Annotated in this window: 7 protein-coding genes; 4 read left to right on the forward strand and 3 right to left on the reverse strand. The window is 61.2% G+C overall.

Annotated features, from left to right (window positions below; all coding sequences use genetic code 11):
• The first annotated feature begins 20 nt into the window (after positions 1-20).
• From OH491_RS04195 to OH491_RS04210, 4 genes are all read left to right on the forward strand, one after another.
• A complete protein-coding gene (locus OH491_RS04195; RefSeq protein ID WP_068769194.1) occupies positions 21-1,049 on the forward strand; it encodes a LacI family DNA-binding transcriptional regulator in 1,029 nt (342 codons plus the stop codon).
• Between the two features lie 143 nt (positions 1,050-1,192).
• Positions 1,193-2,266, forward strand: a complete 1,074-nt coding sequence (locus tag OH491_RS04200) for a dihydrodipicolinate synthase family protein (protein WP_068769193.1) — start codon at positions 1,193-1,195, stop codon at positions 2,264-2,266.
• 10 nt (positions 2,267-2,276) lie between these two features.
• Entirely contained in the window at positions 2,277-3,326 is a 1,050-nt protein-coding gene (locus OH491_RS04205; protein ID WP_068769192.1) for an NAD-dependent epimerase/dehydratase family protein, read from the forward strand.
• A gap of 119 nt (positions 3,327-3,445) precedes the next feature.
• Positions 3,446-4,759 carry an L-lactate MFS transporter gene (locus OH491_RS04210; protein ID WP_084441901.1) on the forward strand — a complete coding sequence of 438 codons (1,314 nt, stop codon included), beginning with the start codon at positions 3,446-3,448 and terminating at the stop codon, positions 4,757-4,759.
• 229 nt (positions 4,760-4,988) lie between these two features.
• On the opposite strand, the gene OH491_RS04215 is transcribed toward OH491_RS04210, so the two are convergent.
• The 3 genes from OH491_RS04215 to OH491_RS04225 form a co-directional block, all read right to left on the reverse strand.
• Positions 4,989-6,002 carry a DUF4886 domain-containing protein gene (locus OH491_RS04215; protein ID WP_068769191.1) on the reverse strand — a complete coding sequence of 338 codons (1,014 nt, stop codon included), beginning with the start codon at positions 6,000-6,002 and terminating at the stop codon, positions 4,989-4,991.
• A gap of 115 nt (positions 6,003-6,117) precedes the next feature.
• The gene (locus OH491_RS04220; RefSeq protein ID WP_334319103.1) at positions 6,118-9,444 is read right to left on the reverse strand and encodes a TonB-dependent siderophore receptor; all 3,327 of its coding nucleotides are present in this window, start codon (positions 9,442-9,444) and stop codon (positions 6,118-6,120) included.
• 34 nt (positions 9,445-9,478) lie between these two features.
• Complete coding sequence (locus OH491_RS04225) at positions 9,479-14,032, reverse strand: autotransporter outer membrane beta-barrel domain-containing protein (RefSeq protein WP_068769189.1); 4,554 nt, start codon at positions 14,030-14,032, stop codon at positions 9,479-9,481.
• Positions 14,033-14,100 lie beyond the last annotated feature (68 nt).

Here is a 14,100-nt window from a genome sequence, read left to right on the forward strand (position 1 = left end):
GAGGCTGAGTGCGAGTATCAATGCCCAACCAGCGTGATATCGCCCGATTGCTCGGCATAAGCCAGGGTGCCGTATCCCTCGCTCTGCGTAGCGATCGCTCCATTTCGGCTGATCTTTGCAAGCGAGTCCAAACCGTGGCGAAGAAGCTAAATTATCGCCCGAATCCATATGTCAGCAGCCTGATGTCGCAAATTCGTGTGTCCCGCCGGCCAAGCACAAACGGGGTTATCGCACTGGTTGTCGATCATTATCCCGAAGACGAATGGCGCCGGCACGAATCCTACCGTGTTTATTTCGATGGCGTCGTCAAACGTGCGGAGCAGCTCGGCTATCACATCGAGTGCTTCTTCCTTCTTGCCCCTGGGATGACTGCATCGAGGATTGACCGAATTCTCCAAGCGCGCGGCATCCGCGGTTTGATTCTCGCTCCGCCTTATTTCGGAAATCGCCGGCTAAATATGCGATGGAGCCACTATGCATGCGTCGGCACCGGCTACGCTTGGGAACAGCAACAATTCGACCGGGTCGCGCATGATCATGACCAGAACGCCGTCCTTGCATTTCAGAATCTCAGAATTCGCGACTACCTAAGGATAGGTTTGGTCCTGCCCGCCTTTTATGTCGAGGGGCGCGGCACCCGCTGGCTGGATGGTTTCCTCCTTTGCCAGCATGGCATTCCCGAAGAGCAACGGCTTCCGCCCTTTATCGGATCGCCGGAGGAAAACTCGTTTGCGGATTTCAAAAAATGGCATGCCAAATGGCGTCCCGACGCACTCCTCACTCTTTACGGCCATGAGATGAAATGGCTGGAAGCCCTTCACCTGAGAGTGCCGCAGGATATCGGTCTCGCCTGCCTCATCCGGCCTCTGGATTCGTTTTTCGCCGGTATTGACGATCGCTATGCCGAAATCGGCGGCGCCGCGGTGGAACTCACCGCCTCCAAGATCGGTTTCAATCATTATGGCATCCCGCAATATCCACGGCTCCTGCTCATCGACGGGCAGTGGATCGACGGGAAGAGTGTGCGCCGCCGACGCCGACATTCCTGACACCGCGCAAGGCGTAATCCCGGAGAAAGTCTGCCAGTGCGCCCGCGCAGATAAGGGGCGATTTATACTTATCGTGATTAATAACGAAGGGTTTGAATCTGGAGATTATGGAGACATATCGTCGGAAAAGTTTTCCACACAGAATGAATCGCCAAAACTTACCCAAAGACATCCTCGCCAGCATTGCGCGCGGCGCGGTAATCCCTGCTTCGCCTCTCGCCCTCGACAGCACCCGCCGGCTCGATGAGCGCCGCCAGCGCGCTTTGATGCGCTACTATATTGACGCGGGGGCAGGCGGAGTCGCCGTCGGCATGCATTTTACCCAGTTCGAGATCCGCAAGCCCGGCATCGATCTTTTCGAGCCCGTGCTGCGCATCTGTTCCGATGAGATCGATCGCTATGCTTCGGCTACCGGTCGCTCAATCATCAAGGTGGCCGGCATCAACGGACGGACTCCGGAGGCATTAAAACAGGCTGAACAGGCTCGCGAATTGGGCTATCATACAGCCATCGTCTCCATGGCAGCATTCGGCTCGGCCATGGAGCAGGAGTTAATCCACCATGTGCGCGAGTTGGCGAAGGTGATGCCGCTTTTCGGTTTTTATCTCCTGACCGGCGTCGGCGGCATCAAGCTTCCCTATCATTTCTGGCGGGAATTGGTCGAGGTGGAGAACGTGGTTGGCATCAAGATCGCGCCTTTCGATCGCTATGGCACGGTTGATGTCGTCCGCGCGCTGGCGGATTCCGGCCGCAGCGAGGAAATCACGCTCTACACTGGCAACGACGACAGCATCATCTACGACTTGATCACTCCCTACCGCTTTGGGGATGCCAGCACGGCCCGCACGGTTCGGATTCGCGGCGGGCTGCTCGGGCAATGGGGCTGCTGGACCAAACGGGCGGTCGAGCTCCACGAGCGCCTTCTCAAGGTCATCGATTCCGGAGAACCAATCAGTCCTGAACTGCTCACTCTTTCCGCGCAAATCACCGATGCCAACGCAGCGCTCTTCGATCCCGCGCATGACTTCAGGGGCAGCATTCCCGGCGTGAATGAAATTCTTCGCCGCCAGGGACTGCTTGAAGGCATCTGGACGTTGAAGCGCGATGAAGTTCTTTCCCCCGGCCAGCTTGAGGAAATCGACCGCGTCTGCGCGGCCTATCCGCATCTCACCGACGACGAGTTCGTCCGTGCCAATCTCAACCGCTGGCTCAGCTGATTTTTTTCCCATGAGCATACTCACACTTGAAACAATCAAGGCGCCCGTGTCGTTCCGCGACGAGGCGCATCTCGAAGAATTTCTCTCCACGCCCACCCGCGGCTTGGTCGAGGACTTTGCCAAATTACCAGGCGACATCCTCATCCTCGGGGTGGCCGGTAAAGTCGGCCCGACGCTCGCCATGATGGCGAAGCGCGCCGCCCCTGGCAAACGCGTCATCGGGGTTGCCCGCTTCTCCGACGCCGATGTGAAGCGCCGTCTCGAAGCGGCTGGCATTGAGACGATCTCGTGTAATTTGCTGGACCGTGAAGCCGTGGCGAAGTTGCCCAAGGTGGAGAATGTGGTCTTCATGGCGGGGAAGAAGTTTGGGGCGGACGAAGAGGCGCCTTTCACCTGGGCCATGAATGCCGTGGTGCCGGCCTACGTGGCGGAGCATTTTTCCAATACGCGTTTCGTGGCTTTCTCGACGCTGTGCGTCTATCCGTTTTCACCGGTGGACGGTCCGGGCGCGACACCGGATGACACGCCTCCGACCCCGCTTGGCGAATACGCCAATTCCTGTGTGGCGAGAGAACGTGTTTTCCAATATTTCTCTGCGAAAACGAAAAGTCCGGGCAGGCTTGCGCGGTTGAATTACGCCATAGACTGCCGGTATGGCGCCTTGATCGATATCGCATTGAAAGTCCTGCACGGGGAACCGATTGATATCCGCACGGGCGTTGCCAACTGTATCTGGCAGGGGGACGCCATAGCATTTATCCTGCGAAGCCTTTTGCATGGCTCCATTCCAGCCAAGGCAATCAATATTGGCGTTCCTCAGACTGCGAATGTGCGCAAGGCGGCTGAGCGCTTTGGCGAACTCTTTGGCAAGACTCCAATCTTTTCGGGCACGGAACAGCCTACCGCGTGGCATAACGACTGCACGGAAGCACAAAGGTTGTTCGGTGAACCGGCCATTGACTTGGAGACGATGATCCGCTGGAACGCCGACTGGCTCCAAAGAGGTTTGCCGCTGCATCACAAACCCACCCATTATGAGGAGCGGGAAGGGCACTTCTGATTCGTTTACATGAAATCCAAGGAAAGGCCGGTGACAAGGTTCTCCGGCCTTCCTGTTTTTCAAACGGCAGCATGACGTGATGAGGAAATTCGCAGAACAAAACTTCGAAAAGGAAAACCATGAGCAATTCGCATAGGATTCATGCAGGGAAGTCCGAGGCATTTGAGAAAGACACGGATCAACCGGGCAATGACCGGCATTACGGAAGGCAGGTCGTTCTGGCCGGAGTTGGAATCAATCTGGCTTTGGGATTCCTTTATGCGTGGAGTGTAATCAGCAAAAAAATACCCGACAGCTGGCAATGGTCGGAAGCCGACCGGGTTTTGCCGTATTCGATCGCGTGTCTGGGCATATCGCTGCCCATGGTCTTTACCGGATGGTTTCAGGATAAGTGCGGGCCGCGCATGGCGGCGACCATAGGTGGGATATTGGCCGGGAGCGGAATAATATTGGCGAGCCTGACCCAGTCGCTTGCCGGTTATGCGCTTGGATTTGGCGCGCTATTCGGGGTGGGGACTTCCTTTGCATATGCCGCTGTTACGCCGACTGCTGTCAAGTGGTTTTCGCCAGCGAAGACGGGAGTCGTTACAGGTATTGTTGTGGGTGGATACGGCTTGGCGACGCTTTATGCCGCGCCTCTGGCGGAGTTACTGATAAATGCACACGGCATATCGAATACGCTTTTGGCCGTGGGCATTGTTTTCTTTTTGGGCATCGTGGGCTTTTCCCAGCTTCTTGTCCTTCCAAAGACTCCTTCACGTTCTGAAAAAAAGGGGAACCCGGATTCATGCGATGATTTTTCGCCAAGGGAAATAGTAAGGACGTGGCAGTTTTATGTGATATGGTTTGCCTACGCATGTGCGTCCGGCGCCGGACTCATGGTTATCTCGAAGCTGGCGATCATCGCGGATTTTCAAGCCGGCTTAAAGCTCGGATTTGTGCTCGTGGCCTGTCTTGGGCTGGGCAACGGAGGCGGGAGAATCCTGACCGGGGCAATATCGGACAGGATCGGGCGGAAGGCGACTTTGCTTATATGTTTTGCGACCCAGGCCTGCTTGATCTTCCTCCTCTCGAAAAGCAAAGGCCCCGAATACGGAACGCTTCCCGTGTTCATGGCGTTATCAACGCTCATAGGAATGAACTACGGCGCGAATTTGTCCCTATATCCATCCATCACGAAAGATTATTACGGGCTGAAAAATTTCGGGGCAAATTTTGGTTTGATTCACAGTGCCTGGGGCGTGGGAGGCTTTGCCCTATCATTTCTGGCGGGGTACACTTTTGATATGATGCATTCGTTTATATTGGCCTATAAATGCGCCATCGTTCTCCTGCTCTTCGCCTTTGTGCTTACTGTTTTTATAAAAGCTCCCGGCCGCAGGGAGCAGTCGATGATTGCGCGGGGATTGGGCAAAACTGAACGAGGAGATTGAACTTTAAAATAAAATTATAAAAACCATATATTTTGAATCAATTGTGATTGAATCAAGCCGTTGGCATCCGAGCGCCAGCCGAAAATCCTGTTTTCAGAGCGGAGCAGCATCAGTGTCTGCCAGCATAGTTAGATATAGTGATGGAGACGCAGTTTAAAGAGGAGCAGGCAGTCGATCCAGAGGATGGGATGGCGAAGGAGGTTGCGAACGAGGCGTATGAACTGTGATCTTAATTGGAGGGCAAGCAGACATTCAAAACAGCGAAGGCCTCTTCTGCTCTTCTCAATACAACGGAGTGCGCGATGCGGCGAAGATCGGCTGCATCCTCGTCCGAAAGGCTTTTGGGAACAAAGGAAACCTCGCGCACATCATCGCCAAACAATCCTTCATAAAACACGCAGGCCGTGAGATACCGTCCCGCGACGTTGGCATGACTGGCATCCAATATAAACTCCTCGACGCCATCCTGGTTTTTCTTCCATACCCAGCCGATGTTCAAACTGCCCCGCTGTTCCGGCAAGAGTCCGGCGGATGGATTTTTAAAGTCAAAATCAGGATCGGGCCGATATTGCCAACGCGGAGTCTGACGCGCGGCCTGCATGGCCTCGCCCGAAGGCAAGATCCGCAGGCCATACCGTTTTGCCAGTTGTCCGTATGCCGCACTGAGTTGCTCATACATCTTTTCCTGGGTAAACCCGTCGCCACGCTGAAAATACTTATGATCTTCGCGATAGGCCCAAGTCTGATGAACGAGAATCTGCGCGCCCGGACTATGCTTCTTGATCGCGGCCACCAATTGTTGCGCGTATGGCTCGTAGGTGTCGGCCTTGAAACTAAACGCGCTCAACTGCTGGATGGTCACATAATCCCAGTCCAGCGCGCCCAGTGCCTCCGGCAGGCTGACCATGTCTTTTCCTGATATTTTCAGGACGGGATGATTTTTATAGGGACTGCCTTCCGGGGCGTCCGGCCTGGCAACCGCCAGGCCGAGGTGCCGGGCATGCCGCTCCAGCGGACAACCGGGAAGGTTGGCCCTGAACAGGACCAGTTCCTTGCCGGCCGCCTCCGCAAGTCCAGGCAGATAAAACGTGGCGTCATCCGCGAAGCTGTTGCCCACGGTGAGGAGCTTGACGGAGTCCCTTTGCGGCACCGCCACCGCTTGCGCATACAACGACGCGTCAATGACGAGGAACGCAAGGACGGCGAGAGCGCGCCAGCGCATGGCAGGAATGTGGAATTTCATACAAGCGTTATTCTAAAAAATTGTTTGTTTAATTTGTCACATGATGGCCACGGGGCACGCTCGCGGCCTGACGCAAGGTCAGGCCCCACGACTGGCTTTTGTGTCTTCCCAAAAATCAGTGCCTCACCGACACCGTGAGGGTGTAGGTGCGCGGGTTTTGATAATAGAATTGAGCCGGGGTCATGACGCGGACGGGAGAGGACAGGTCGCGATTCTTGGCCATCATCACCGAATCGTAATAAATCGGGTCATCGTGGTCGAGGAGATTGGTGACACGCAGGTCCAGCCTCACACGCTGGCGCTTGACCTTGAACTCGTAGCCGAGGGTGAGTGTGGTCATGAAATAGTCGTCGCTATAGACGGGATCATAGGCGCTGACCGACGGGTCGTTTATGACGGCGCTGTTGGGGTCGCTTGGGTCGGACAGCGCCTCGTCCTCGCCCCTGTAGCCGACAATGCGCTTGCCGCGGTAATTCACGCCGGCGCCAACGCGGAGGCCCTTCAGCTTGCCGGAGGGAACGGTGTAGTCGGTGAAGAGGTTGGCCATCCATTTGCTCTGGCCCTTGAGGAGCTGGCGTCCGTTGACGAAGTTGCCCAGCTCGATTTGCAGCGTGCGCCAGCCCTCGCGGGCGGCGGCGTGGCCCGGCGAGTTGGTGGTGTTGGTGCCGGCGCCGACGGTGCAGACGTTGGTCAGCGGGTCAACCACCAGGCCGGCGTCGGCGAGGATCTGGCGCAGCGTGGCGTCGTTTTGGGCCATGTAGGCGCGGGTGTGGGCGCGGTAGTTGGTCTGGTAGGATTTCGGAAACGCGGCGTTGAACGTGAGGCGCCAGTTGCGGGTCAGGTTCGCGACAGCCTCAAACTCGTAGCCGCGGTTTTCCCGGTTGTAGATGTCTTGCAGGCCGGTGGACAGGACGGTCATGCCGCGCTCGTTCATGCCGGTGCCCGGCGGGCGCTGGCCGGGGCCGTCCCATCTGGGCATGGCATTTATAATGCGGTTCAGGTTTTCGATGGTCGTCCAGATGCCGACGGTCTGGTTGTTATCCTCGCCCTCGTAATATAAAACGGAGGCGGTCAGGCGTTTTTTGAGCAGCGAGAAGCGCAGGGCGATGTCGTAGCCGGAGGATTCCTGCGGCGGGACGAGGGTGCCGAAGAGGGATTGGAGCGCGGTGTTCGGGTTGTAGCTGGTGCCGTAGTTGGCCGACACGCTCATCCATGGCAGAATGTCCACCACGGCGCCGACGGTGCAGGTGGTGACGTTCACGTCCACCACCGGCGGCGAGTAGTCGTCGCGGAAGCGGTCGCCGGCATACCGCAAGACGGGCGTGCCGTTGCCCTCGCGCGGCCTGGCGTCGGCGGGCAGGGCGGGGCCGGTGGGGTTGCCGTTTCCGTCCTTGGGAATATAGGTGAGATTAAAATAATCCGCCGGGGCGTCGGGGGCGAACTGGATGCGTCCGTCCCAATTCACCGCATCATAATCATAATAATTGTCGCCGTTGCGGGTGCGCTGCCAGTTGTTGTCGCGGCGGACGGCGGCCAGGAAATGCAGGCGGTTGTCAAACACATCGGCCTTGAAGGCGGCCTGAAGGTAGGTCAGCTCGCGCTTGGTGGCGCGCTGGTAGGTGGGGCTGCTGATGTCGGGCATCCAGCCGACGGGGACGGTCGCGCCTGTCGCGGGATCGGTGATGGCGCCGTCGAGGTCGGGCGCGGGGCGGTTGCGCTCGTTCCAATAATAGCGATAATAGACGGCGTTGGCATTCTTGCCCCATTCGCGGTGGTCGGCGTCGGCTTTCACGGCGTAATTATACATGTAGGAAGTCGCGTCCTGCCAGACCTTGCCGGCCATGGCGTTGACGGAGAAGTTGCCCCACCTGGTGCCGTTCAGCACGTAGGCGGCGGCGGCGCGGACGTCGTATTGCTCGGTGTCCCAGTCGTTGACCACGCGCGCGCCTTCATTGTAGGGCTGGAGGAAATTGGGGTTGTCGGGGTTGCGCTCTTCCACCGTTCCGTTCGGGAGCGTGACGGGGACTTTGATCGGGAGTTTTTCGTTGATGTCAATATACGTGTCGTAGAGGCCACGCCAAAACATGTAGCCCTTGCTGAAATACTTGTTGTCGGAATAATTTCCCGCGAGCTGGAGGAAAAAGTGGCGTCCGATCTGGTGGTCAACGGTCACGGTATAAACCTTGTAATCCTGCACCACGGTCGGCTCGCTGGTGCCAATGGCGAAGGTGTGCCCGGGATAGCGGAAATAGGAGTTGGCCTCGGCGACATCGAAAATTTCCAGCGGGTAGTCGGAGCCCTGCCCGACAAACGGGGCGGCCCAGTCGCCGAAGGGGTTGGCGGCGGCGGCGAGATAACCGCCGAAGGGCCCCTTGGCCCCGCTGATGGCGCGCCCGCCCACCGTCAGTCCGGTGTTGACCATGTTGACGGCGCTGGCGGCCTGCTGCTGGGTTGCGCTCAGTGCGGTGTTATACACATACTTGTTGACTTGCTGTCGGCCGGTGCCGGTGGCTCCGGCGGGGTTGGCGGCGAGGAGCGAGGCGTAGGTGGTATGCCCGTCCCAGCCGGTGAAACGTTCGACGGCCATGGTCGGCGGGTTGTTGCGCTTGACCTGGCCGACTTCCGCCTCTCCGCGAATCGTGGTTTTTCCGATTCTATAAACACCGGCCACGTCCACGGCCTTTTTCTTTTCAAACTCGAAGTCGCGCCAGCCATCGGAGTCGTGCCAGAGGGCGTTGACGCGCACGGCGGCGCGGCGTCCGAGGGGGACGTTCACGTCGGCGGTGGCGCGGAAATAGCTGAGGGAGCTGAACGCGGCGGTGATGCCGGCGAGGTTTTTGCGCAGGAGCGCCTGCTTGGTGACGATGTTGGGCGTGCCGCCGAACGAGCCGTAGCCGAAGAGGACGGAGTTGGGGCCGCGGGCGTAGTCGAAGCGGTCGAGGTTGTAGCTGTCGTAATTGACGTTGAGCGGGAAAAAATTGCGCTGGACGCCGTTGGCGGCGATGCCGCGCATGGTGACCTGAGTGCCGCTGCCGCTGCGGATTTCGTTGTCGCCGTTATCGCGGGCGGAGTTGGTGTTGGGCGCCCATTCGAGGGCCTCGGCAAAGTTGACCAGTTGCAGCGCGTCGATGAACTCGCGGGTTTGCACGGAGTAGGCGACGGGGGTCGTCGCCAAGTCGCCGGCCAACCGCCCGCCAGCGAGCGAGGTGGTGGCGACGAAGCCGACGTCCTTTTCCGCCGAGACCTCGAAGGGGCTAAGGATGACGAGTTCGGAATCGGACTCCGATGCGGGCGCCGCGCGTTGCACAACCGGCACGGCACCGGTGCCGGAGACGGCCAGCGCCGGCGGTTGCGCGACTTGCTGCGCGAGAAGGGCGGCGGAGAAAAGCAGAGAGGCGAGAAGGGTGGCGGTGCCGCCGCGGGCGTAAAGTCGAGTGTTCATGGTCATGTTTATTGGAAGGTTGAGGGGTTTGTTTTTACCAGGCATGGCGGTAGCCGAGACTCAGCGCCCAAGGGCGTGTGTAAGTGTCGGCCTTGCTGTATTCATAATCAAAATAGACCTGATTGGTGTCGTTTATGAGGAAGGAAAATCCGGCGCCGGCCTCGATGCGCCAGCCGTCCACCTTCGGGGTGTAGGTGTCGCCGTAAACCAGCACCTGTCCGCCGGAAGTTTCGCAGTCCACGCCGGCCAGCCTGAGATGCGGCTGCCAGCGCCCGAGGTCGACGCCGAGGCGGAGTTGCGCGCGATATTGCGCGGAGGTGGCGTCGGAGATGCTCACGCCGAGACCGTCGTCGGTCTCGTAATCGGGGGTGGTCAGCCGGGCCACGGCAGCGGAAAGGGAAGGCTCCAGCCAAAGGTTTTTCCACACGGCGAGGCACCAACCGGCCTCGGCGGAGAAACCGAGGCCGGCGCTGTTGTAGCGGGCCTCGGTGGAGTAGCCATCGGCCTCATGGACGGCGAGGCGGTTTTCATAGCGGTCCACCCGCGCGACGAGGTCAACATACAGGCCGGAAGCGTGGAGCCAGGACGCATACAGGCCGAGGCCGAGGTGGATCGTACGGCCCGCGCCGTAGCGGTCGTAATCGCGCTCGCTGCGCCCGAAGACACCGTAGCCGCCGGCGTAGAGGGTGGCGCGGCCGAGCGGGAGCGCGCGATCCATGCCGGTGGAAAACTCATAGGTGTCCTGCCCGAAGGCGTCGCCGGCAACCTCGCGGTCGGCGTCGAGGTGATACGCGTTGGCGCGCACCCAGCCGCTGCCGGGCGGGGTGCCATCTGTGCGATTGCGGAGTTCGCCCAGCCGGGAGCGGAGCGAGTCGAGGCTGTAGTGCCAGTCGGCGCCGAGGATGCCGGTGGTGGAGAGCACGGCGTCGGCGAGCGAGGTCTGGCCACCGTAGGCGAGGATGACTTCGCCGCCGCGTTGCTGGACGGTGAACACGTTCATGGCGTGGTCGGTGACCATACCCTCGAAGGTGGCGTCGTTGGCGCCGTCGATCTGCACGAGGCCGAGGCGCAGGCGCTGGGGTTTGTCCACTTCGCCGGTGGTCTGGTTATTGAACGCAAAGGTGTGCGTGCCGCTGGCGGCACCCGCGACGTGGAGCGTTTGCGCCTCGCCGGTGCGGAGGTTCACGTCCATGACGATGGTGCCGGTGCCGGCGAGGTTGCTGGCGATGGTGGTGGCGCCAGCGGCCCCGAAGGGCAGGCCGGAGAGGTTGAGCACGCCGTCGTTGCGCAGGTGCGCGAGCGTCGCGCCGGCTCCGGTAGGCAGGAGGAGGCCGCCGGCAAGGTTGGAGACGGTGCCGGTGGCGGACATGAAGCGCAGGGTGCCTGCGTTGGTGACGGAGCCGGCGAGAGTGTCCACAGTGGCGTCGCCGCCAGCGAGGTTGTCCAGCGCGCCGACGCGCGCGGCGGCCAGCGAGCCACTGTTGCGCACGGAGACCGCGGTGCCGGTGATGGTGAGCGCACCGGAATTGGCGATGGCACCCGTGGCGTCGGCAATCACGGCGCGGCCCGAGGATTGGTTGTCAAGCGAGCCGCTGACCAAGGCTGCGGTGAACGCGCCGTGGTTTTCAACCCGCGCGGTCGCGTCGGCGACACGGAGGGTGCCGTCGGCCCCGACCAGCGCGGCGCCGGCGAGGGTGCCCGTCACTTCCAGCACGCCGGCGCCGGCGAAAACGGTGCCGGTGAGGGCGATGGCGGCGAGGGTTTGCGTGCCGGCGCCGGTTTTCAGAAAATCGCCTGGACCGGCGAGCACGCCGGTGAACACGGAGGAGCCGGACGCGATGGCGACCGCAAGCGTGCCGCCGGCGTCAATCCGCGCGGTGCCGGCGCCGCGCAGGGAGCGGATGGTTTGCGTGAACGTGCCGGTGGTGAAGGTGCCGCCGGCGGCGAGATCGAGCGCGGCGCTGCTGGCGAGGGTGTCGGCGGTGGCGCCGACGACATTGACTCCGGCATCAACGAAAGTGGTGCCCGTATAGGTGTGCTGGCGGGAGAAATAGACGAGGCCGCCGGAGCCGGTCAGCCGGAGGTTGCCGGAGCCGCTCACGCCGATGGCGAGGGTGTGGTTGCTGCCGGGGTCCAGGTTGGCGGTGGTGGACAGCTCGAAGGTGCTGCCAGTGACGATTTCGAGGGCGGAGAGGCTGCGGGTGAGGAAGAGGCCCTTGTCGCCGGCTGCGTTGCTGCCGGTGAGAACGGCGCTGCTGTAAAAGGCCTTGACCGGGCCGTAATTTATAACATCTCCGCCAGAGGTCGCCGCCTCGGTGCCGTCCTGGTTGAGGACTTTCAACTGCACGATGCTTCCCACCGTGCTTGCGGAGACGAGCATGATGGCGGAGCCGCCGACCATGCTGCTTTGGTCAATGAAGTTGGGATTGGCCGGCAGAGTGTCCGTCGTCTCGGTGCCGCCGGACGGGACAAGCCCGGTGAGCTGGACGAAGCCGCTGCCGCTGACCGTGAGGTTGGCGACCGAGAGCGTGCCGGTCGGATTGAGCCCCGTGCTGGCGATGACCAGCCTGCCGCCGGCGAAGTCGAGGTTGTTGATCGTGGCGCTGGCGGTCACGGTGGCGACGCCGCCGGCGGCGAGTTGCAAATCCGTGCCGCGGGCGAGCAGCGTCTGCATGGTGGTGTTCAGGGTGTTGAGCGCGAGGGTGGCGCTGTTTTGCAGGCGCAACGCGCCGTTGAAATTGCCCGCGAGTTGCGCGGTGGAAAATTCGAATGAGCCCGCGTCGAGATTGTCGAGCGCGAGCGTGCCGCCGCCGTTGAGCGCGCCGGCGAAGAGGCTGGCGGTGTGGCTGATCTGGACGATGCCCGCGTTGAGATTGAAGGCCCCGATGAAGTGCGAGTTGTCGGCGTTGAGGATCAGCGTACCGGAGCCATTCTTGGTAAGCGCGGCGGTGACGTCAGCACTGGCGATGGAGTCAACTCCGGATGCCACCGCGCCGGGCGCGCCGATGACGAGCGTAGCGCCGGCGCCGATGTCGAGGGTGCCGGTGGTGGTGGCGCCCATGAAGAGGAAACCGCCGTCAGCGGCGGCGCCGGAGACGGTGGTGTTGCCGCTGATGGTGCCGGTGAAGCCGGGCGCGTAGGCGAGGGAGAATCTGGCGTTGGCGCTGTGGAAAATGGCGCCGCCGGTGCCGCTGGCGGTGTTATTTGAGAAGAGGACGTTGGTCCCGGTGAGGGAGGTGTAGGTGTTGTTGAAAATGGCGCCGCCGTTCCTGCCCGTCCCCGAGGCGGCGAGCGCGGTGTTGCTGGTGAAGAGCAGCATGCCGGGGCCGCCGAGCGTCAGGCTGTTGGCGAGGGTGCTATGATTGCCGATGGCGGCGCCGTTGGTGCTGGCGACGGTGTTGGCGATGGTGACGGTCGCGCCCGCCCCCGTGAGCAGGGCCGCGCGTTTGCCGGTGTTTACATTGATGCGGTTGCCCGTGCCGCCGTTGCTGTCGAACCCGACGGTTTTGGCGATGAGCAGCGCGCCGGTGGTGCCGGTGAAGTTCACCTTGCCGAGGGAGGAGCCGGGGATGTTGCGCCAGCCGTCAACCTGCACGGTGCCCGCCTCAAGGTTGAAGGTGCCGGAAAAGGCGGTGTTGTTGGCGTTGAGCACGAGGGTGCCGGTGCCGGTCTTGGTGAGCACTGCGCCGGCCTGGGCGACGATGGAATCGTAGGCGGTGGTCCCCGCGCCCGCATTGCCGATGGTGAGATGGCCGTCCACGGCGAACGTAATGGTGGTGGGCGCGGCGGCGGCGTTCCGGGCGTATATGAAGCCGCCGGCGGTGTGGGTGCCGGAGCCGACAGGGTTGCTCGCGAGGTTGTTTGCGAGATTGCCGCTGATGGTGCCGGTGAAACCGGGCGTGTAATAAAGGCTGATGGCGCCGCCCGTGTTCGAGAAGATCGCGCCGCCGTTGCGGGCGGCGAGGTTGTTGGTGAACAGCGTGTCGGTGGCGCTGAAGACGGTGGTGTAGCCGCCCTTGTTGTCATTATAAACCGCGCCGCCGTCGGTCGTCGCGTAGTTGCCCGAGAACACGGCCGAGTTTAATATCATCGTGCCGCTCTGGTGAACCGCGCCGCCCCACGCGCCGGTGGCGGATGAGATGATCAAATTATTGCCGAGCACCAGCGTGCCCGCGATGCCATTGGTATAAAGCGCCGCGCCGGAGCTGCCGTTCTGGTAGGCGCCGGCCAGATGCAGGTTGTCCAGAATCAGCGTGGCCGTGCCGTCGGTGCGCAGGATGCGCTGGGAGGCGCCGGGCCGGACGGTGAGCACCACCGGCGCCGCGTGTCCCGAGCCGGTGATGGTGAGCGTGCCCGACGGGGTGAATATCCTGCTCGCGTCCACCGTGCCGGAGGAGACCGCCGTGCCAAATACAATCACGTCGCCGGACTGGGCGCTTCCGAAAAGGGTGGAAAACGCACCCGCACCCGCGCCGCTGCGTTCGGTGACGGTGAGCACATCCCCGGATGCCACTTTGCATCCGAAAACGAAAAACAACAATGGCAGCAAAGCGGCCTTGGCGTGGACAACAACAAGCTTGGTTTTCATGGTGATTCAGGGGAGGGGGGATGGAGGTGAAGCGATGTTGATAAACAAAATCCGGGCGGATGGAGAAA

It is taken from the genome of Termitidicoccus mucosus (genome assembly GCF_038725785.1).
Lineage (GTDB): Bacteria > Verrucomicrobiota > Verrucomicrobiia > Opitutales > Opitutaceae > Termitidicoccus > Termitidicoccus mucosus.